General features: G+C 70.6%; 16 protein-coding genes. 13 read left to right on the top strand and 3 right to left on the bottom strand.

Features of this window, described 5'->3' with window-relative positions; genetic code table 11:
* From AB0B02_RS28750 to AB0B02_RS28735, 4 genes are all read left to right on the top strand, one after another.
* The coding region (locus AB0B02_RS28750; protein WP_357305513.1) for a condensation domain-containing protein at nt 1-1,582 on the top strand (1,582 nt) is incomplete at its 5' end.
* A 32-nt stretch (nt 1,583-1,614) separates the two neighbouring features.
* Complete coding sequence (locus AB0B02_RS28745) at nt 1,615-3,177, top strand: B12-binding domain/radical SAM domain-containing protein (RefSeq protein ID WP_281939057.1); 1,563 nt, start codon at nt 1,615-1,617, stop codon at nt 3,175-3,177.
* Entirely contained in the window at nt 3,174-3,869 is a 696-nt protein-coding gene (locus AB0B02_RS28740) for a class I SAM-dependent methyltransferase (protein WP_357305510.1), read from the top strand. Before AB0B02_RS28745 ends, AB0B02_RS28740 begins: the two co-directional genes overlap by 4 nt.
* 75 nt (nt 3,870-3,944) lie before the next feature.
* Entirely contained in the window at nt 3,945-5,822 is a 1,878-nt protein-coding gene (locus AB0B02_RS28735; protein WP_357305507.1) for a cobalamin-dependent protein, read from the top strand.
* Between the two features lie 55 nt (nt 5,823-5,877).
* Here the strand turns inward: AB0B02_RS28735 and AB0B02_RS28730 are convergent, their stop codons facing one another.
* Complete coding sequence (locus tag AB0B02_RS28730) at nt 5,878-7,065, bottom strand: GNAT family N-acetyltransferase (protein ID WP_357305504.1); 1,188 nt, start codon at nt 7,063-7,065, stop codon at nt 5,878-5,880.
* Between the two features lie 101 nt (nt 7,066-7,166).
* Nucleotides 7,167-8,393, bottom strand: a complete 1,227-nt coding sequence (locus tag AB0B02_RS28725; protein WP_357305501.1) for an MFS transporter — start codon at nt 8,391-8,393, stop codon at nt 7,167-7,169.
* Nucleotides 8,394-8,897: 504 nt separating this feature from the next.
* Between AB0B02_RS28725 and AB0B02_RS28720 the strand changes: the two genes are divergently transcribed.
* From AB0B02_RS28720 to AB0B02_RS28680, 9 genes are all read left to right on the top strand, one after another.
* Nucleotides 8,898-10,244 (top strand): SidA/IucD/PvdA family monooxygenase, encoded by a 1,347-nt coding sequence (locus AB0B02_RS28720; RefSeq protein WP_357305498.1) that lies wholly within the window; start codon nt 8,898-8,900, stop codon nt 10,242-10,244.
* Nucleotides 10,241-10,612 carry a cupin domain-containing protein gene (locus AB0B02_RS28715; RefSeq protein ID WP_281939045.1) on the top strand — a complete coding sequence of 124 codons (372 nt, stop codon included), beginning with the start codon at nt 10,241-10,243 and terminating at the stop codon, nt 10,610-10,612. The genes AB0B02_RS28720 and AB0B02_RS28715 overlap by 4 nt, the downstream gene beginning before the upstream one ends.
* Nucleotides 10,609-12,162: a class I tRNA ligase family protein gene (locus tag AB0B02_RS28710; protein ID WP_357305493.1), complete on the top strand. Its 1,554-nt coding sequence runs from the start codon at nt 10,609-10,611 to the stop codon at nt 12,160-12,162. Before AB0B02_RS28715 ends, AB0B02_RS28710 begins: the two co-directional genes overlap by 4 nt.
* A complete protein-coding gene (locus tag AB0B02_RS28705; RefSeq protein WP_281939041.1) occupies nt 12,159-13,301 on the top strand; it encodes an FAD-dependent oxidoreductase in 1,143 nt (380 codons plus the stop codon). The genes AB0B02_RS28710 and AB0B02_RS28705 overlap by 4 nt, the downstream gene beginning before the upstream one ends.
* On the top strand, nt 13,298-14,605 hold the full coding sequence (locus AB0B02_RS28700; protein ID WP_357305490.1) for an ATP-grasp domain-containing protein: 1,308 nt from the start codon (nt 13,298-13,300) through the stop codon (nt 14,603-14,605). The genes AB0B02_RS28705 and AB0B02_RS28700 overlap by 4 nt, the downstream gene beginning before the upstream one ends.
* Nucleotides 14,602-14,937 carry a hypothetical protein gene (locus tag AB0B02_RS28695; RefSeq protein WP_281939037.1) on the top strand — a complete coding sequence of 112 codons (336 nt, stop codon included), beginning with the start codon at nt 14,602-14,604 and terminating at the stop codon, nt 14,935-14,937. The genes AB0B02_RS28700 and AB0B02_RS28695 overlap by 4 nt, the downstream gene beginning before the upstream one ends.
* Nucleotides 14,934-16,289, top strand: coding sequence for an FAD-binding oxidoreductase (locus tag AB0B02_RS28690; RefSeq protein ID WP_357305486.1), 1,356 nt, complete (start codon nt 14,934-14,936; stop codon nt 16,287-16,289). The genes AB0B02_RS28695 and AB0B02_RS28690 overlap by 4 nt, the downstream gene beginning before the upstream one ends.
* Before the next feature lie 573 nt (nt 16,290-16,862).
* Complete coding sequence (locus tag AB0B02_RS28685; RefSeq protein WP_281939033.1) at nt 16,863-18,182, top strand: NB-ARC domain-containing protein; 1,320 nt, start codon at nt 16,863-16,865, stop codon at nt 18,180-18,182.
* 617 nt (nt 18,183-18,799) lie between these two features.
* Nucleotides 18,800-19,000 carry a hypothetical protein gene (locus AB0B02_RS28680; RefSeq protein ID WP_357305482.1) on the top strand — a complete coding sequence of 67 codons (201 nt, stop codon included), beginning with the start codon at nt 18,800-18,802 and terminating at the stop codon, nt 18,998-19,000.
* A gap of 168 nt (nt 19,001-19,168) precedes the next feature.
* On the opposite strand, the gene AB0B02_RS28675 is transcribed toward AB0B02_RS28680, so the two are convergent.
* Nucleotides 19,169-20,467: an ABC transporter substrate-binding protein gene (locus AB0B02_RS28675; RefSeq protein ID WP_357305479.1), complete on the bottom strand. Its 1,299-nt coding sequence runs from the start codon at nt 20,465-20,467 to the stop codon at nt 19,169-19,171.
* Nucleotides 20,468-20,506 lie beyond the last annotated feature (39 nt).

The following is a 20,506-nucleotide window of genomic DNA, read 5'->3' as shown; positions in this document are numbered from 1 at the left end:
ACCCACCCTCACCCCCACCGACAACTTCTTCGACCACGGCGGACACTCCCTCCTCGCCACCCGCCTCATCAGCCGCATCCGCAGCACACTCGGCGTACACCTGGACGTGTTCACCCTCTTCGAGGCGCCCACCGCGAAGCTGCTCGCCGAGCACCTGCGGAACGACGACGACGGTCGGGCCCCGATCGAGGCCCGCGACCACGCGCACGGCGCACCGCTGTCCTTCGCCCAGCGCAGGCTCTGGTTCCTGCACCGATTCGAGGGCGAGGCGACCTACAACGTGCCGCTGGCGTTGCGGCTGTCGGGCCGGCTCGATGTCCGCGCGCTCACCGCCGCGCTCAACGACGTCGTCGGCCGCCACGAAAGTCTGCGCACGGTGTTTCCCGAGCGTGACGGGGAGCCGTGGCAGGAGATCAGGCCGGCGGCCGAAGTCCACGTTCCGATCGCCGTCGAGACGGTCACCGCCGAGACGCTTCCCGACGCGCTCGCCCGCGCCGCGCAGACGCGCTTCGACCTCGAACGCGACCTGCCGCTTCGCGCCACGCTCTTCCGCCTCGGCCCGAGCGAGCACGTCCTGCTGCTGCTGATGCACCACATCGCGGCAGACGGCTGGTCCCTGGCCCCCCTGTCACGCGACCTGTCGAGCGCGTACGCCGCCCGCCTCACCGGCGAGGCACCGCAGTGGGAGCCGCTGCCGGTGCAGTACGCCGACTACACGGTGTGGCAGCACGAGACGCTCGGCGCCGGCACCGACCCGGCCAGCCGCCTGGCCCGGGAGACCGACCACTGGCGCACCACGTTGACCGGGCTGCCCGACGCGCTGGCCCTGCCCACGGACCGGCCCCGCCCGACCGTCGCCAGCTACCAGGGCGAGACGTACCGGTTCACCATGGACGCCGTCCTGCACGAGCGGGTGGTGACGATGGCCCGCGCCCGCGGCGCGACCGCCTTCATGGTGCTGCTCGCCGGGCTTGCCGGCCTGCTCAGCCGGCTCGGTGCGGGCACCGACGTGCCGGTCGGCTCCCCGATCGCCGGGCGTACCGACGAGAAGCTCGACGACCTGGTCGGCTTCTTCGTCAACACGCTGGTGATGCGCATGGACGTGTCGGGCGACCCGACGTTCGGTGAGCTCGTCGAGCGGGCCCGGTCCACCGCGCTCACCGCCTACGCCCACCAGGACGTGCCGTTCGAGCACCTCGTCGAAGCCGTCAGCCCGGCCCGGTCCCTGGCGCACCATCCCCTGTTCCAGGTCATGCTGGCGCTGCAGAACACACCGGAGGGCCGACTCGACATGCCCGGCATCACCGCGAGTTACCAGCCCGCGCACACCGGAACGTCCCGGTTCGACCTGTTCTTCAGCCTGTGGGAGAGCTACGACGACGGTCGCCCGGCCGGGCTCGCGGGTGTCCTCGAATACCCCACGGACCTGTTCGACCCGGCGACCGTGCGGACGCTCATCGAGCGCTGGAGCCAGTTCCTCACCACCGCGACGCAGGAGCCGGACCGCCCGGTCGGGCGCATCGACGTCACCACACCGGAAGAGCTACGGCGAGTGCTGGCCGAATGGTCATCCGGGGCCTGACCTCCGCCACGGACGGAAGGGAAGGGTAGGAGATGGCACTTCGCGTCGTGGCGGTCGCCCCGCCCGAGCTGCCCGCGAGCGGGCTCGGCCGGCACACGCTGACCAGCGCCGACCCCGCCAGCCTGTTCAACGCGTGCCGTGTCGCGGGGCAGCGGGCGGCGAACGGCATCGGCGCCTGGGGCGACTCGAACTGGGCCGGAAGCCGCGCGTCCCGGCGGGAGTCGGTGCTGCTGATGCACAGCCTGGTCGAGGACATGGCGCGGTTCGATGCGCTCCTGGAGCGGTTCGAGCCGAACCTGCTGCTGCTCGGCGCCATGTCGGTGTGTCTGCCCGGCGCGGTCGCCTGCGCGGTCCGCGCCAAGCAGCGCCTCGGCGACCGGGTCCACGTCGTCCTCGGCGGCCGGCACGCGTCGGAGACGATCTGGCGGGCCGGCGGCACGGTGCGGCACCATCCGGGATCGCCGGTGCGCCTGATCGCCGACGGGACCCTGCCGCCCGTCTTCGACCTGGTGGTCGCCGGTCCGGGTGAGCATGTCATCGCGGGGCTCGGTGAGGTGATCGCCACCGCCGCACAGCCCGCGACGTCCGCCGATCTGGCCGCCGGGATCGCCGACGAGCCGGGCGACTGGATAGCCAGCTGGGCCGACGGCGACCTGCCGCGGACGGTCACCTCACGGCGGCCGACATTCAGCCGTGACCAGCTACCGAGCCCGGCCGAGATCTTCGGCGTCGGCGCCAGCTTCGACGTGTTCGGCGGCCGGCTCACCGGGCACGTCTTCAGCGACACCGGTAACGGCTGTGTCTTCGACTGTGACTTCTGCAGCGAACGGCGCAGCGTCACCGGGGGCCTGGTCGACCTCGGCAACGGCGCCGACCGCCTGGTCCGGCAGTTGCGCGCCGTCAGCGACGTGATCGCGGCCGACGCGCCCGGTCGCGGCGCCAGCGCCTTCATCGAGGACTCCACCATTCTCGGCGGATCGCCGCGGGAGATCACCCGGCTGGTCGACCTGTTGGACCGGGCCGACCTGGACATCCGGTTCGGCGGGCAGTTCACCATCGACCAGATCCTCAGCCGCACCGACCTCATCAAGGGACTGACCGAGGTCGGCTTGGACTACGTCTTCATCGGGGTGGAGACGCTCGACCCGGGTGGCATCGGCGGCATGAGCAAGGACCGGCGGCCGGACGGGGCCGCGTGGATGAGCCGCACCGAGCAGGCCATCGACCAGCTCACCCAGCTCGGCGTCCAGACCGGGGCGGCGGTGCTGTTCGGCCTCGGCGAGCCGCACCGCGACCGGCTCGCCCTCCTGCGACAGCTCAACGACTGGCGCGACCGGTACGGCGGGCCGTGGCCGGTCAGCCTCAACTGGGCCACTCAACATCCGTTACGCGGCGCCGACGGCGGCACCGGCTACCGCTACAGCGACTGGTCGGTGCCCGCCGGCGAGTGGGCCGAAGCGTTCGACGACTTCGGGGAGGCCACCACGCGTTACCCGCTCAGCGGCTGCGCGCCGCCGGTCTTGGCGGAGGTGCAGGAGATCAGGGCGACGTTCCACGCGCTCTACGCGCGGCCGAGCGAGGGTGGTGCGCGGTGACCACCCAGTTCTACGCGAGCGGTGCCGGCGACCGGCTGGTGGACGCCGACCTGCTCCCACCGGTGGTGCAGGCGCTGCTCGCGCACGAGGAGCGGATGCTGGACTCGATCAGTGCGGGGGTCGACGTGCTCGTGGAGGTCGGCAGCATGTCGGGCCTGCATCTCGAGTGGGCGGTCCGCCGCGGCCTGGGGTACGTCGGCGTCGACGTCGTTTCCCGCTACGTGGCCGAGGGCAGGGCACGGCTGGCCGATCGCGCGCTACCCGCCGACCGGTACCGCTTCGCGCTCGCCGACGCCGAGGAGCTGCCGGCCGTGGCACTGCCACCGGGGCGAGCGGTGGCGCTGTTCCCGTTCAACAGCTTCGGCAACATGGACCGGCCCCGCGCCGTGTTGACAGCGCTGGCCGACAGCGGCCTGCCGTTCGCCATCAGCACCTATCGCACGGACCGGGACGCGTCGCGGCGGCGGCGGGAGTACTACGACGCCTGCGGCTACACCGGGCTGCGGGTCACCGAGGACGCTGACGGTGTGCGGTTCCGCAACGACGAGGGTCTCGACACCGTCGCCTACCACCCGTCGCGCCTGGCCGAGTGGTTCCGTGCGGCGGGGCTCGCCGCGGAGCCCGTCGAGTTCGGTGGCTTCGGGTTGTTCTACGTCGGCGCGCCCACCGGCTCGCCACTCGCGCCAGCCTGAACGGCAGGGAAGGCCGGTGGATGAACGCCACCGGCCACGACAGTGACAAGGGGAACACCGATGCGAACGGTCGGCATGGTTGAGCTCTCCGTCTTTGAGCGGATCACCCCGCTGGTCTCCGGATACCTGGAAGCGTACGCCCGCGCCGACGACGTCCTCACCGGTGAGTACGTGTACCGGACGTACACCACCAGCATCAAGACTCCGGCCGCCGAGGTGACGCGCCACGTCCTGGACCTCGACGCCGACATCTACACGTTCAGCTGCTACGTGTGGAACATGGGCCTGGTGCGGCAGGTCCTGACCGCGCTGCGCGCCGCCAGACCGCACGTGCCCGTCCTGCTCGGCGGCCCCCAGGTCATGCACCACGCCGACCAGCAGCTCAGCTCGACCGACACGTTCACCGCCGTCTGCAACGGCGAGGGCGAGGGCATCTTCGCCGCGTACCTGCGCGAGCTGACCGAGACGACGCCGGACCTGACCAAGATCCCCGGCCTCAGCGTGCGCCGCGACGGGCAGCTCATCACGACGCCCGCACCGCCGCGGCTGGCTGACCTCAACGAGATCCCCTCGCCGTACCTCACCGGCCTGTTCGGCGACGAGTACACCATCGGCCTGCTGGAGACCAACCGCGGCTGCCCCTACCACTGCGGATTCTGCTACTGGGGCGCGGCCACCAACGACCGGGTGTACCGGTTCGACGAGGACCGCGTACGCGACGAGATCACCTGGATGGGACGCAACAGCGTCTTCTTCGTGTACCTCGTCGACGCCAACTGGGGCATGCTCGGCCGGGACATCGAGCTGTCGCAGCACATGGCCGACTGCACCCGCGAGTACGGCATGCCCAAGACGGTCTACTTCTCGGCGGCGAAGAACAAGCCGCAGGCGGTCACCAAGATCACCGAAATCTTCCAGAACGCTGGTCTCGTCGCGTCCCAGCCGGTGTCGATCCAGAGCATGGAGCCCCGCGTCCTGGACCTGGTCGCCCGCTCCAACATCAAGCTCAGCGCCTTCGCCGCACTCCAACAGGATCTGCGCGAGAAGCGGGTCAGCTCGTTCATCGAACTCATCTGGCCGCTGCCCGGCGAGACACTCGACTCCTTCAAGAGCGGCATCGGGCAGCTCTGCGACAACGGCGCGCAGACCGTCATCGCATACTCCCACCTGCTGCTCAACAACACCCCCATCTACCACAACCGGGATCGCCTGGGCCTGACCACCCGGCCGGCCGGCGGGGACGTCGCCGACGCCCGCATCGTGATCGCCACCCGCGAGGCCAGCACGGCCGACTTCGCCGACGGCATGCGCTTCTTCTACGCGGTGCACGCGCTGCACAACACCCGCAGCCTGCGCACCGTCGCGGAGTACCTCGTCGGCGCCGGTGTCACCACCTACGCGGGCCTGTTCTCCGAGTTCGTCGACTACTGGCGCGGCCGCCCCGACGACCCACTGGTGCGCTTCGTCGAACACTCGATCGCCGCCGCCGACTACTACGACCTCGGCAACTACGGCCTCTTCGTCCACCTCGCGCTGCACCGGCATCGCGACGTGTTCGCCGAACAACTGCGCGACTTCGCCACCAGTCGCGACTGGTGGGCCGACCCGAAGGCCCGCGCCCGCTTCGAGATCGACACCATCAACCGCCCGTACGTCTACTCCAACACACCGTTGGACGAGCCGTCCGGCGCCGACGTAGCCGTCCGGGTCCTCGGCCGCACCGGCCGCCAGTACACCGTCGAGCTGGCCACCGAGTGGACCGAGGAGCTACAGGACGCCGCGCGGCTGCCCGCCGGCGGCCCCGGCTACGTCGTCGATCACAAGCGGTTGCAGTTCCCCAACATGGCCACGCAGACCCTGGAGCACAACGCGCACTACTGTCACGGCATGATCGAGAAGGTCGAGAACATCGCCCCCGTATGGCGGGCGGTCCCGGCACCGGCTCAGCACTGACAGCCGCAGCCGGGCCCGCTCTCCCTGCCGGCCGCCGTGCGGGCGCGGCGGTGCGTCAGCCCTTACCGAAGGCGTACGGCGTGCGGCGAGGCAGCAGTGCGCGTAGCTCGGCCGCCACGGTGTCGGAGATGTCGCCCAGGCCGCGCGCGACGACGTCGGCCGGGTCCAGCACACCATAGGCCAGTCCGGACAGTCCGGCGGCGGTGAGTGTGGCCCTCTCCCCGGCCTGTCCGGCGACGGTGACGTCGATCGTCCCGCGGGTTCCGTCGAGCAGATACCGCCCCGCGAGCAGCTCATCCTCGACGATCTCCAGCTGAGCCCGTCCGGAGCCACAGGGCACGTCGCGGAGCGCGTCCATCGACAGGAGCCGACCCATGAGGGGCGGTGACGTGGGGAAGGCCGCCCTCGCCTCGGTCCGGACGGCAAGGGAGCCCGCCCAGGTCTCGGGGTGCTCGTCCGGCGCGACGGTGACCGCGATCTGGGCGACCTGGTGGACGTGCTGGGCGAGGAACTGGAGCAACAACGCCCGCCCGGGCCCACTGGTGTACAGCAACTCGTCACCGTGCAGGCGGCCGCCGTAGCCGTCGATCCGGTAGGTGAGCACACCGGCCACCTCCCCGTCGACCGAGGCGACGGCGAGCCAACGGTCGGCGGGGGCGAGGATGCGGGCCGCTCGGTAGTCGGGGGTGAACATGAAACCGTGCCGTTGCGCCAGCAGGCGTCGCTGGAAGGCGCGGTAGACCTCGAAGCCATCCTGTATTCCCTGCCAGGACACATCGCCGGGGAGGTCGACGCCCAGCAGCGGCGCCAACCCCTCGGGCGCGAACGTCGCCGTACGGTTGAGCGGCAGCCCGACGTAGCCCAGTTGTTCGTAGAACGACGGATGAAAGGGATAGAGCGTGGCCAGCAGGTGTCCCGCGTCGAGCATGTCGCGGTGAAGCTGGCGCATCAACCGACGACAGTGGCCCTGTCGGCGGGCCGCGGGATGGGTGGCCACCCAGGCGATGCCCGCCATGCGCATGACGATGCCGCGCAGGTTCTGGTGCGTCGGGATCGCCGCCGCCGTGGCGAGCGTCCGGCCACCGTCCTCAGCGATCAGCGTGTGGTTGCCCTCGTGAAAGGGGAGGATGCTCGCCAGGCCGTCCGCCGCGTCCGGGGCCGGCGATTCGTCGAAGGCGTACGGATAGAGGGTGAAGGCGGTGCGCAGGCGTTCGTCGCCGGAGACCTGGCGGATGTCGCTCATCGGGATCAACCTTTCCTTGCACGGCATGCTCGGTCGGGACATTCCGGCCCGCCCTCGGACGGGGCCCGTCATCTGGCGTGCGACGCCGCGCGGCGGTCGCACTACGGTGTCCGGCGCGGGGGCTTCATCCCGAGCCGGGCGCACCATGCCGCCACCAGGCCGAGTCCGCCGCACAGCCACCAGACCCCGTTGCCCAGCCCCACCCACGCCGCGACCCCGATCAGCGGGCCGGCGGCCATCCCCAGGCCGAAAGTCGCCTGGTGCGCGCTGATGTAGCGGGCGTTCACCGGTGCGGGAAACGTGGCGGGGTAGGCGAACATGGTGGGCCCGTTGATCATGGTGCCGAACACGAACACGACGGTGCACGCGACGAGCGCCACGGCCGAGCCACCGCTGACCCCGAAACTGGCCGCACCGACTGCCATGAGCACGGTGCCCGCCGTCGCCGCGACGTGACCAGGCCACCGTGCGACGCTTGCGGTGATCTTCAGTTCGCAGAGGATGAGCACGATCGACGCGGTGACCAGCATGCCGCTGTACAGACCGGTGGAGTGCCCCTCGGCGCTGATCTTGAGCGGGAGGACGACGTTGAACTGGACGTAGATGACCGCACCGATCAGCGTCGAGGCGAGGAAGAACCAGAAGCGCCTGTCGCGCAACAGGATGCCGTACACCATGCGGGTCCCGGTCCCGCCCTGGACGACTACGCCGGGCGCCCCTCGTCCGGTCCGCAGATCGGGTAGCAGCCAGCGGGCGAGGATCGCGTAGACCAGAGCGGTGGCGGCGTCGAACCACAGCAACAGGTTCCAGTCCACGAGGATCAGCCCGGCGGCGATCAGCGGGCTCAGTGCGGCGCCGATGTTCAGGGCGATGCGCATCATCGAAAAGCCCATGACGCGCATGTCGTCCGGCATCAGGTCGCTCAACAGCACGGCCGCGGCGGGACGGTAGCTCTGGGTCACGAGCCCGGCCAACAGCATGGCGATCATCAGCACGCCGAACGTCGAGGGTCGGCTGAGCAGAGGCAGGACGGCGAGGAGCACGGCGGAACCGAGCATCGCGACGGTGATGGCGCCGCGTGGGCCGATGCGGTGGATCAGCTCGCCGCCGACGAGCACGCCCACCACCGATCCGACGCTGTAGGCGGCGATCGCGGTGCCGGCCTGCCCGGCGGAGAACCCGCGGAAGACCAGGTAGAGCACCATGAACGTCTGGACCAACGCGCCAAGCTGGTTGACCAGCACGCCCCCGAGCAGACAACGCACCGGTGTCGGGGTCCGGCGTAGGACGGTGAGCACACCGGCGGGTCTGTCGATGGTGGCGGTCACGGCGATGTCTCCAGGTGGCTCGTCGTCAGGTGGCGCGCGGGCATGACATCGAAGGCTGTCTCTCCCACCGCCGGCTGCCATTGCAGCGTGCCGACGAGTTGGTCGGAAGTTTTGACCGCGCAGAAGAACCAATTCACACACCCCCGTGGGAATAGCTTCCAGCAGAATTGGCGGCGGCGACGGATGGCCGCGGATGACAGCCGCTGGTCGACGGTCGAACCCTGCCGCGGTCCGGCCGGAGTCGCGACCGGACCGCCCGCGCGCCACACATCCGGACCCCTTTCATTCGGCCGACAAAGGTCGCATCCGCCATACCGATAAACTCGTCGACCGTAGTCACGATCACTTGATTGTCTTCCGCTCCCAATGCTTTCCATCAATGCGTACTTCGGCTTGGGTGAATGCACGACAGCCGGAAAACGCTGTTGTCGACGGTGCGCCGCGCCCCTTACGGCGTGCCGTCGCGGCACGTCACACCCGTCCCCCGTCCCGGAAGGAATACACGTGTCTGTCCACGACGTGGATGTTCTGATGATCGGCGCAGGTCCGTCGAACCTCGCGCTGGCCGTGGCCCTCGAGGAGTGCGACTCACCCGAGGTCGCCGGCCGGGCCATGGTCCTCGAGCAGTACGGGGATGTGAAGTGGCAGCGGAATCTGCTTCTGCCCTGGACCCGCAGCCAGGTGTCGTACCTCAAGGATCTGGTGACCCTGCGGAACCCGCGCAGTCGCTTCTCGTTCCTGAACTTCCTGCACGAGAGCGGGGAACTCGACGAGTTCGTCAACCTCGGCACGTTCAACCCGTTCCGGTGGCAGCTGTCGGCCTACCAGCAGTGGGTGGCCGACACGTTGGAGCACGTCCGGGTGCGCTACCAGGTCCGCGCCGAACGGATCCAGCCGATCCGAGCCGACGACACCGCGGTGCTCGGCTTTGTGGTGCACCTGTCCGACGGCGATACGGTCGTCTGCCGCGACCTGGTCTTCGGTGGCGGCCGGGACGCCTTCGTGCCCGAGGTGTTCCGCGGCCTGCCCACCGAGCGGGTCATCCACAGCACCGAGTACGGCAGCCGGGTCGACGCCGCCACGAGCCTGGCCCGCCCGGGCGGGCCACTGCGGCCGGTGGTCATCGGTGGTGCGCAGAGCGCGGCCGAGATGTTCATGGCGCTGCACCAGGACGCCCCCGGCTCGTCGCCCGTGATGCTGCTGCGCTCGATCGCCCTCAAGAACTACCAGACCAGCAAGTTCGTCAACGAGCTGTTCTATCCGTCCTTCGTGGACACCTTCTTCGGCATGTCGGACCAGGTTCGCCACCAGGTGCTCAACGAGATGCACCTGACGAACTACGCGGGCCTGGCCCCGCCGTTCCTCGACGAGCTGTACTCGATGATCTACCGGCAGAAGATGCTCGGCCAACCCGTCTCCAGCGTCCGCGGGCTCACCGAGGTCGTCGGGGCACAGGTCGAGCCCGTGCCCGGCGGCGGTGAGGAGGTGGTGCTGGAGGTTCGCGACCTCCGGTACGACAGTGTGGAGCAGGTCCGGTGCGACGCGCTCTTCCTGGGCACCGGTTTCGACTCACGGATGCCAGCGATGGTGCGCCAACTGGCCGACACCATCGGTCTGCCGAAGGTCACCGTCAACCGGCACTACCGCGTCGATCTGGGCGCGGATGCCAGGGGCGCGCTGTACCTCCAGGGCGTCAACGAAGCCACGCACGGCATCTCCGACTCACTCATCAGCGTGCTCGCGCAACGCTCGGCCGACATCGTCGGCGACATCGTCGACCGCCGTGTCGCCGACCGGGGCACCGGCGTCGACCAGGTGTCGGCCGACCGGGCGCTGGCGGTGCGGGCATGATCGACATTCGCCGCCTCGACCGTGATCGTCTGGAACCTGCCTACGGGCTCGCCGGCCAGCGCCTGCTGCCCTGGCCGGCGCTCAACGCGCCGTTCGAGGGTGCCTGGTGCGTCCTGCGTGCCGGAACCGAGTCGACTCCGCACTCCCACCACGAATACGAGATCTTCATCGCCGTCTCCGGCACCGCCACGGTGGTCGTCGACGAGACGCGGCATCCCTTCGCCACGGGCGACATCGTCCGGCTGCCCCCGGGGTCCACCCACCGGGTGGTCAACGACGGCCCCGACGACTTCGAGTACTACGGACTCTGGTGGGACCACGAGATGTCGGCGACGTTCCTGGCCCGGCACGAAGCGGATCGACGATGAGCACCCGGACGGTGATCATCTCGCCGGCGCCGACGGCGAACGGGGACCTGCACCTCGGGCACATCGCGGGCCCGTTCCTGGCAGCCGACGTGCACACCCGCTACGCGCGGGCGCAGGGGCGGGAGGTGCTCCTGGGCACCGGCTTCCAGGACACCTCGACGTTCGTGGTGACGACCGCCCACCGCCGCGGCGTCCACCCGGACGAGCTGGTGGCCACCTCGGCCGCGCAGATCGAGTCGACCCTGCGGACGATGGGGATCGGTGTCGACGGCTACACCGGCGACGACGACCGATTCACCGGGTGGGTCGTCGACTTCGTCGGCCGGCTGCGCGCGGCAGGCCGGCTGGAGCTGAGGACGATGCCGTTGCCGTACTCGGAGCGGACCGGGCAGTTCCTGGTGGACGGCTTCGTGTCCGGCAACTGCCCGGAGTGCCTGGCCGAGGGCTGCGCCGGGCTGTGCGAGAGCTGCGGGCACCTGGTGCCGGCGGGCGAGCTGCTCAACGTCCGGTCCACCCTGGACCCGGACGAGCCGGTGACGCTGCGGAACGCCCGGGTGCTCGTACTCCCGGTCGAGCGCTATCGCGACCGGCTCCGCACGCACGTCGAGAGGCACGTCGACGGCATGCGGCCGCACATGGCACAGGCGATGGTGCGGGTGCTGTCCCGACCACTGCCTGACTTCCCGGTGACCTATCCGGTGCCGTGGGGCATCCAGGTGCCGTTTCCGGAGGTCGCGGGGCAGGTGGTCAACCCCAACGCCGAAGCGATGGCGTGGAGCATGCACTGCTCGGCGCTGGCGGCGGAGAGCCGGGGACACCCCCCGGCCGGCGAGGACGGACTGTGGCTGGCCGGCAGCGAGTCGGAGATCGTCTACTTCCTCGGATTCGACAACTTCTACCCGTTCGCGATCACCGGTCCGGCGATGCTGCTGGCCTGCGACGATCGTTACGAGCTGCCCACCCGCTACCTGACCAACGAGTTCTACGAGCTGGACCACCAGAAGTTCTCCACCAGCCGCGGACATGTGGTCCGGGGCCGGGACCTGGCTGCCGAGGTGCCACGCGACCTGATCCGGTTCTACCTGGCCACGACCAGCCCGGAACACCAGCGGACCAGCTTCAGCCGGGACGCGCTCTCGGCAGTCACCGAGTCCCGGCTGACCGGGCCGTGGAACCGGGTCGCCGAGCGGGTGAACCGCTGGGTCGGGCGCGGCCCACTGCCGGTGTCGGCGCGCTCGCGCCACGCCGCAGCTCGCATGTCCGACCGGTTCGCGGCGTCCTACGAGCTGCCCGGGTTCAGCCTCAACCGCGCGGCGGAGGCGATCAGCGACCACCTGGCCAGGCTGGACCGCTGGCCGGCGGCAGACGACGACGCCGGTGACTTCTGCTTCGAGGTCGGCTGGCTGCTCCGGGCGGCCGCGCCGATCCTGGTCGACCTGGCGGCCCAGGCCCTGGGAGAAGCCGCGAACGCCAGCACGAATCCCGCCGAGGTCACCTCCGTCGTTCCGGTGCCGCTGCCGCGGCTGGCCGCGCCGAGGGGCGGGCGATGACCGAGGCCACCTGCCAGGCGGACCGGAACCGGCCGCGGGTCGTGGTGGTCGGCGCCGGCGTCACCGGGCTGCTCTGCGCGATCCGGTGCGTACTGGCCGGGCACCGCGTGGTGCTGCTGGAGCACGGCCCGATCCCGCATCCGGAGTCGACGTCCTTCGACCAGCACCGTGTCCTGCGCGCCCTCGCCACCGGCGACGTGGCCGGCACCGAACGGGCGGCGCGACTGCACCGTCGCTGGCGTGAGCTGGACTCCCTGATCGGCGGAGGTCTGTCGGGCACCCGCCTCTATCGGCGCGTCGGGGTGCTGACGGCGCTCCCTCCCGACGAGGTGGCGTCGGCCGTCGCCACGGCCGACGCCACCGGGCTGCCGATCCGGGTCACCGATGCGGCGGACCGTCCGCACATCGGCTTTCCGGCCGGCGCCGCGGTCGTGTTCGAGCCGCACGCGGGCGTCCTGCTCGCCGACCGCATCCTGCGGGCAGCGGCCCGGTGGTTGCGGCGTCACCGGCTGGCGGACCTGCGGCCCGGCCGGGAGGTCGTCAGCGTAGGACCGGACACCGGCCGGGTGCTGCTGGCCGACGGCTCGGTCGAGTCCGGTGACGCGGTGCTCGTCACGGCCGGGCCCTGGTCGGCGGCCCTGGTCGACCTGCCGGTGACGCTGCACCGGCAGACCATGGTCTATCTGCGGCCACCGGCTGAGTTGGTCCACAACTGGGCGGCGGCACCCGCCGCGGGTGGGATCGGCACCGACGGCCGAGCATGGTTGCTGCCCCCGGTGGCGGGCACCCTGCTCAAGATCAGCACCGATGCCGTCCGGCGTGGGGCGACCACGCTGTCCGATCCGGACGACGCAGCGGGCTGGGCCGCCCGGGTGCTCTCGGCCGGCATCGTGGCCGACGTCCACCGGTACGACGTCGTGCGCGTGCGGCACTGCCACTACGCCACCGCGGCCGGCGCGGACACCGGCTTCGTCCGGATCGGGCTCCGGGCCTGGGCCCGCCCGGCCAGCGGCGGCGACGGATTCCGCACCGCTCCGCATGCCGTCGACGCGGTCGTCGACGAGCTTCCGGGGTCGAGCCGCGGGTGCCGCGGCGTCGACCCCATGACACCCACCGCACCCTGGAGGACACCCTCATGACCGCACCCGCACCCGCACCCGGCGCGCTGCTCGTTGTCGGCAGCGGCCTCAGGCTCTACCGCGAGTACATCGTCCGTGCCGTCGCCGACCGTGCCCGCAAGGCCGGGCTGCGGCTGGTGCTGATCAACAATCTCCGGCCGACCTGGCAGCACGAGTACTTCGACGACATCGTCGTGGTCAACGTGTTCGATCACCGGTTGCTCGCCGAGACCGCCCGCGAGCTGGCCGGCAGGTACACCGTCACCGGGTTGATGTGCTGGGACGAGCCGCTGGTGATGCCCGCGGCCGAACTGGCCGCCGAGTTCGGCGTGCCCGGCCTGGGCGTACCAGGAGTGCACGGTTGCCGGGACAAGTACAGCTGCCGTACCCGGTTGACCGCGGCCGGCGCACCACAACCCGGGTTCGAGCTGACCGCCGATCTCGACCAGGCCCGCACGGCCGCCGCCCGGATCGGGTACCCGGTGATCGTCAAGCCGCGTGCGCTCGGCGCCAGCATGGGGGTCTCGCTCGCCTCCGACGAGCGGGAACTCGAGTTCGCGTACCGGGTCGCGCACGAGGCCAGCCTGATCGGCGACGAGCCCTACCGCGGTGGGGCGATCGTCGAGGGCTTCGTCGACGGTCCGGAGATCAGCGTCGACGGCGCCGTGCACAAAGGCGAGTACCTGCCGATGTTCGTCGCCAGGAAGACCACCGGCATGCCACCGTTCTTCGAGGAGACGGGGCACGTCGTGGACTCCGCCGACCCGCTGCGGTCCGACGACACGCTGCTGGACGCGCTGGTCACGGCGCACCAGATCCTGGGCATCGAGAACGGCATCACGCACACCGAGGTTCGACTGACCCCGGACGGCCCGGTGATCATCGAGGTCAACGGCCGCCTCGGCGGTGACCTGATCCCGTATCTGGGTCAGATCGCCACCGGCATCGAACCGGGCAGCGTGCTGTTCGACGTCGCCACCGGCCAGCGCCCCGACCTCACCCATGCCCGCGCCGGCGTCGCCGGCATCCGGTTCGGCTACCCCGACCACGACTGCGTCGTACACTCGGTCGCCGTACCCGAGCAGGCGCCCGGCCTGGTTCTCGCGTCCCGCATGGTCGAGCCGGGCACCACACTGCGGCTGCCACCGGGCGGCTACATCGCCCGCCACTCGTTCGTCGTCTGCTCCGCCCCGGACCCGGAAACCTGCGCCCGGCAGCTCGACGACGCGGTGGCACTTGTCGAACTGGATGCCGAACCGGTCGCTCCCCCGCCGCCGGGCACCACTCTGACGATGCCCGCCGGGCTGCTGGACGTGGACGCGTGAGCATCGACTACGACGGCCGTCGGTTTCGCGCGCTGGGCGGCGGCGACGGCACCTGCGCCGTGTACCACCAGCGCGGGAACCTGGTCTGGGCGGTCTTCGAGGGTGGACGGGTTCGGCGCGGCACGATCACCGGCACCTGCGACGAGCGCGGCGTGCTCAGCCTCGCCTACACCATGGTGCTGGCCGGCGGCGAGGTGATCGCGGGGCACAGCACCAACACGCCGCAGTGGCTCGGCGACACCCTGGTGCTGCGTGAGGTCTGGCAGCGCTACGGCGCGCACACCGCCGCCGGCGTGTCGTACCTCGAGGAGATCCCGGGAGCGGCGCGATGACCGGATGGCGGATGCTGCGTGGCCTCGTCGACGGCGAGCTCCGGCTCCCCGGTGATCCCGGCTTCCCGGAAGCATGCTCGCCGGCGAACCGGCGGTTCGCCGGCATCCGACCGGCGGCCGTCCTCACGGTCGCCCATGCCGGGGATGTCAGCCGAGCCATCGACTGGGCCCGTGCCGAGTCGGTGCCGCTGGTCGCCCGTGGCGGCGGTCACAGCTACGCCGGCTACTCCGTGTCCTCCGGGCTGGTGCTGGACCTGCGGAGGCTCGCGGGTATCCGGTTCGACCCGGACAACGGACAGGCCGTGGTGGCGGGCGGCACCCCGATGAAGGCCATCTACGCGGCCCTGCGGCCGTACGACGTCACGTTCCCGCTGGGCAACTCCGACACGGTCGGCATCGGGGGCCTGACCCTCGGCGGGGGTGTCACCACGATCTCTCGCGCGCACGGCCTCACCTGCGACGCGCTGGTCTCGACCGACGTGGTGCTGGCCGACGGGACCAGGGTCACCGCCTCGGCGCGGGAACATCCGGACCTGTTCTGGGCGTGCCGGGGTGGCGGGGGCGGCAACTTCGGTGTCAACACGAGCTTCACCTTCCAGGTCCGCCCCGCCCCGGCCGGGTCGACCTGCCTGGTGCTGTGGTCGTGGCGGCACGCGGTCGAGGTGCTCGCCACCATGCAGGAGATCATGCGGACGGCGCCGGACGGCTTCTCCGCCCGCATCGGCATCACCCGCTCGTCCGGCGGCGCGGGTGTCGTGTCCGTGGTGGGCCACCACCTCGGCCCGGCAGCGGAGCTGCGCGAGTTGCTGGCGCCCGCCCACGCCGTCGCCCGGCCCCACCGGGCCGAGGTCGAGGACCGGGACTTCTGGGCCGCCGCCACCTACCTGCACCACAGCAGCGCCGGCGGCGCCTTCGCGGTACGGAACCGCTGCGTGCCGCACCCGATCGACGACGCCGGACTGGTCGCACTGGTACGGGCCGTGGACACGTGGCCCGGCAGCGGGAACGCGGACGGGGCCGGGGCCGCGCTGTTCGCGTGGGGCGGGGCGATCAGCCGCGTACCGGTGGCGGACACCGCGTTCCCGCATCGCGACACGCGGTTCCTGCTCAGCCTCGACACCTCATGGGCCGAAACCGACTCGCCGCAGGTCGTTCGCGCCAACCTGGAATGGCTGCATGCCCTCTACGTCGAGTCGGGCCGGTTCGCCCCTGACGCGTCCTACGTCAACTTCGCCGACCCCGACCTCGAAGACTGGCAGCGGGCCTACTACGGGCCGAATGCCGAGCGGCTCGGGCAGGTCAAACGCCGGTACGACCCGGACCGTTTCTTCGCCTTCCCACAGGCGGTGTGACCGCGTTCCGGCGAGGTCCGACGCTCCTCGGCGACTTCGCTCGCGAGCGGCGGCTGGGCGATCCCGATCCCCCGGGCCGGTGGGCGGGAGAATCGCCGGCCCGGTTCTGAGCCGACCACCGCCCGCACGGTGCACCCGTCCGAGCCCTGCCACCGGGGCCGGGCTCGGACGGGTGCACGACCGGCGATCTCGCTCGCGATCAGACCGCGACGGGTACCGGACCTCGCGCCGCTGGGCGGGCCGCGACAGGGGGCAGAGCCGCACCGGTACACGCCCGGACGACGAATCCCGGCTCGAAATCAGCCAGCGAAAAGCCATCCACCCCACCCGGCCGATACTGCCGCGAAAAGGCGAAAGCCCACATTGAGCGAATGGTAGAACCAATCACCTCACCTCATGGACATGCGTACGCGGCGTCCGCCTGAATTCGGGCATGAGATGTGCCCGAGGATCAGCTGTCGCGGGATCAGGCAGCGGAGACACCGACTCAACAGTTCGGCGAACATCAGGGCTCGGTTCCCGCAGGGAGAGCCGATTGCGCCGTGTTGAACAACGTGTTGGGGAGAATCCACCATGGGCAGACCCGAGAAGCCGGTCAATAAAGCCAGAGAACGCGTCGCCCAGTTTGCCGACGAATTGCGGCAACTGCGTGCGCTGGCGGGGAATCCGACATATCGCCAGATGGCCGAATGCGCGCTGTTCTCGCCGTCTGTGCTTTCCAGCGCCGCGAGCGGCAACCGGATGCCGTCCCTGCCGGTGACGCTCGCATTCGTCGCCGCCTGCGGCGGCGACGAGGACATCTGGCGGCAGCGCTGGCTCGCCGCCACGGGCGGGGAGGTACGGCTCTCCACGCGGGTACGGCCGGCGGGCCGGCGCGCCGGCGGCCTCCCGTACCCGATGCAGCTGCCACAGCGACCGCGCGGATTCATCGGCCGGGCGGCGGAACTGGAGTGGTTGCGGATCCCCGACGACACCCCGATCGTGATCAGCGGTCCGGCGGGGGCCGGCAAATCAGGCCTGGCTCTGCACCATGCCCACACGCAAGCAGCCGAGGCGACCGACGGGCAGCTGTATGCCGACCTCGGCGCACACCAGGCCCGCAGCGTGTCCAGCCCCTACGACATCCTGGACGGGTTCCTCCGGGCACTCGGGGTGTCCGGCGACCAACTGTCCGACACCCTCGACCACCGCGTGGGCCTGTACCGCACGTTGGCGGCCGAACGCCGCCTGTTGATACTTCTCGACAACGTGTGGGACGAGCAGCAGGTGCGCCCGCTGCTGGTGGACAGTGACACGAGCACGATAATGCTGGTCAGCCGCAAACGGCTGCTGGGACTGCGCGACGTTCGTCGGCTACAGATCAGACCCCTGACGCGCACCGACTCCCTCGCCATGATCGAATCGGCCCTGCCCCTCACCGTCACGGCCGAGCCCGACGACCTCGATCGTCTCGCCGCGGCCTGCGGCGACCTGCCGCTGGCCCTGGACATCGCGCTCCGGAGGATCGCCCTGCGTCCACACACGGTCCTACGGCAGGTGGTGGACGGTTGGCACCGTGGTGGGGACGTGCTGAGCTGGCTCCGCATCGGCGACCTGTCGATGCGGGAGTACCTCCGGTCGGCCTATCTGGCGCTGAGCCAGCCGGCCCAGATACTGCTGCACTGGTTGGCCCCGGTCGCCGCGGATGCGGTGAGCCCGCTGCCGCCGGAGGACGACGAACTGGTGGACGAACTCGTTGATGCGGGCATGCTCAGCAACACGCCCAGCGGATGCGCCGAACTGCGCCTGTCGCCGCTTGTGCGTGCGTTCGTCTCCGATACCGCCAGATCGGTGGCTCGCGGCCTGCCAGCCGTCGTCGGTCCGCTCCGTGCCGGCCGCCATGCCGCCTCGTAACGGGACACCACTGACAAGTCCCAACTGAATGATGTTGGGCGTGTCTTCGGGACGTGAAGATCGTTCTGCCTGATCGTGGGGAGGGGTGAGCAGCCGCCGTGGATCGTCCCGGACGGCCTCTGGGCCGAGATCGCGCCGCCGCTGCCACCCCGACCACCGCGCCGGCAGCGGCTCCCGGTCCGCGAACCCCCGGATGACCGCAAGAGTTGGGCTTCGGGTCGGGCATGACCTGCTGGGTCAACTCCGGAAAGGTTGATGGTCCCCGCCCGGGTCAGGACGCGGTGGTTCAGCAAAGGCTGGGCCCATGAGCCCGGGAGGGTTCTACTTTGACTCCCGGTAGTCTACGAACGCTGGGCGTTCCTCGAACGGGGGAGAACCGGTGATTGACCGCCAACGCGCTCACTGATGCGTATTCGTCGCTTATTTGTAGATGACTTCCTGGCACGTCTGCCGGTCCGCTGATCCGTTCGGATGCCCGGACCTGGAGGTAGTGGGCCCATCGCAGAGACCCAGCTTCGTCGCCGGCCCGCCTGGGTCCCTCAAAAATCTGCTTCTGCCGCAGCGGTCCGTCTCCCGATACCGTTTGAAGGTCTTTCTGCGAGGGTGCGTCGAGCAGAATGACGCCAGCCGGCGCCACGCCCACCGCTGGAGGTGCCGCCCAGGGCGAATTCTTCGCCGTTCGCGTTGTCTCGGATGATTGTCTCGACGTACGCGAGAGTCATCGCCCCGATGTTCTCCGGCAGTTTCTCACCGGCATGGAAGCCGGCCGATCCTCCAAGATCGACGAAGCGTTCGTGAAGCTGGTCAGCAGCTCCTGACGCTCCACCTGGCCCGTCGGGCGGGGTATGCCGACTCATGGCGGCGACATCGACACCGCGGGCAGATGGATCGCCCCGGCCCAGGCGGCGCGAAGGCGAGCCGCGGTCGCCGGCGTGGCAGGTCGGGATGGGGTGACGGCGGTCTCGCCGCCGCAGCGGCCCGGTCCGCTACCCGATGCCGTACACCTTCTTCGCCGCGTCCTCCAGGCGCTGCGCCACCACCCGCGCGTCCAGGCCCTTCGCGAGGAACTCCTGGAGCAGCACCCAGAGCGCCGCGTTGCTACCGCCGCCGAAGCGCTGCGGCGTCAGGTCGGACAGGTCGAACCGGAGCACGCGCGCGTCCACCACGGCGGCGGCCATCGCCCGGGTGGTCGGATCGGGATAGGCGCGCTGGTCGAGTTTGGCGTTGGCCGAGATGAACCCGCCCTTGCCCACGATCAGCGCGGCGGCCTCCGGGGATGCCAGGAACGTCATCACGGCTCGCGCCCCGGGGGTGTCCTTCAACTGGACCGCCTGGTCGCCGGCGACGACGACCGCCGGCGCCGAGTCCTTGATCGACGGCCACGGGAAGACCTTCGCGGTCTCCCCCACGCGGGACCGGCCGAGCCGGGTGATGTCGGCGGCGACGAAGTCGCCCTCGAAGAGCATGGCGGCCCGCGGCGTGGCGCCGAACACGTCCGCGATCGACTGGGCGAAGGTGATCTGCGGTGCGCCGGCGGGTCCACCGAGGATCGTCCGGGGCGTGCGCCAGTACGCGCCCAGCAGCGTCAATGTCTCGACGACGGCCGGGTCGGTCCAGGGAATCTCGTGGCGGGCGAGTCGGTCGTACTTCTCCGGCCCACCGATGCGCAGGAAGGCGTTCTCGAACCAGTCGGTCAGCACCCAGCCGTCACCGCCGGCGGCGACCATCGGGGTGGTGCCCGACCGGACCAGGGCGCGCGAGACCACCCGGAGGTCGTCCCAGGTCGCGGGCGGCGCCACGCCGGCGGCCCGGAACGACTCCGTGCGGTACCAGATCACCGATTTGTTGGCCACCTTGAAGTAGAAGCCGTACCGGGTGCCGCCGACCGCGCCGAGCCGCTGCCACGCATCGTTGTAGTTCGCCGTGACGGCGTCCGCGGTCCGGCCGCCGAGTGGGACGAGCGCACCGCGTCCGGCGAGCGCGGCGACCACACCCGGCTGGGGGACGAGCGCGACGTCGGGTGGCGACCCGCTCGCGATGCGGCTGTTGAGCAGCACCGGCAGGTCGTTGCCGCCGGCCGTGTACCGCACGGTGGCGCCGGTCCGCGCCGCGAAGGCGTCGAGTACCGCCTGGAAGTTCTCCCGTTCGGTACCGGACCAGGTCGCCGCGACCTCGACTGTCGTACCGGCCAGGTCGGGGTCCGGGCGGGGCGGGCCGACGATGTCGTCACAGGACGCCAGGAGGACCACGGTCGCGACGGCGGCGAGGACCGATCTTCGTGCCATGGGGTCTCCAACGGTCCGCGGTTGCCGGTCCTCCGATCG

It is taken from the genome of Micromonospora sp. NPDC049240 (assembly GCF_040647835.1).
GTDB lineage: Bacteria > Actinomycetota > Actinomycetes > Mycobacteriales > Micromonosporaceae > Micromonospora.
This window is presented reverse-complemented; position numbering and strand designations above follow the sequence as displayed.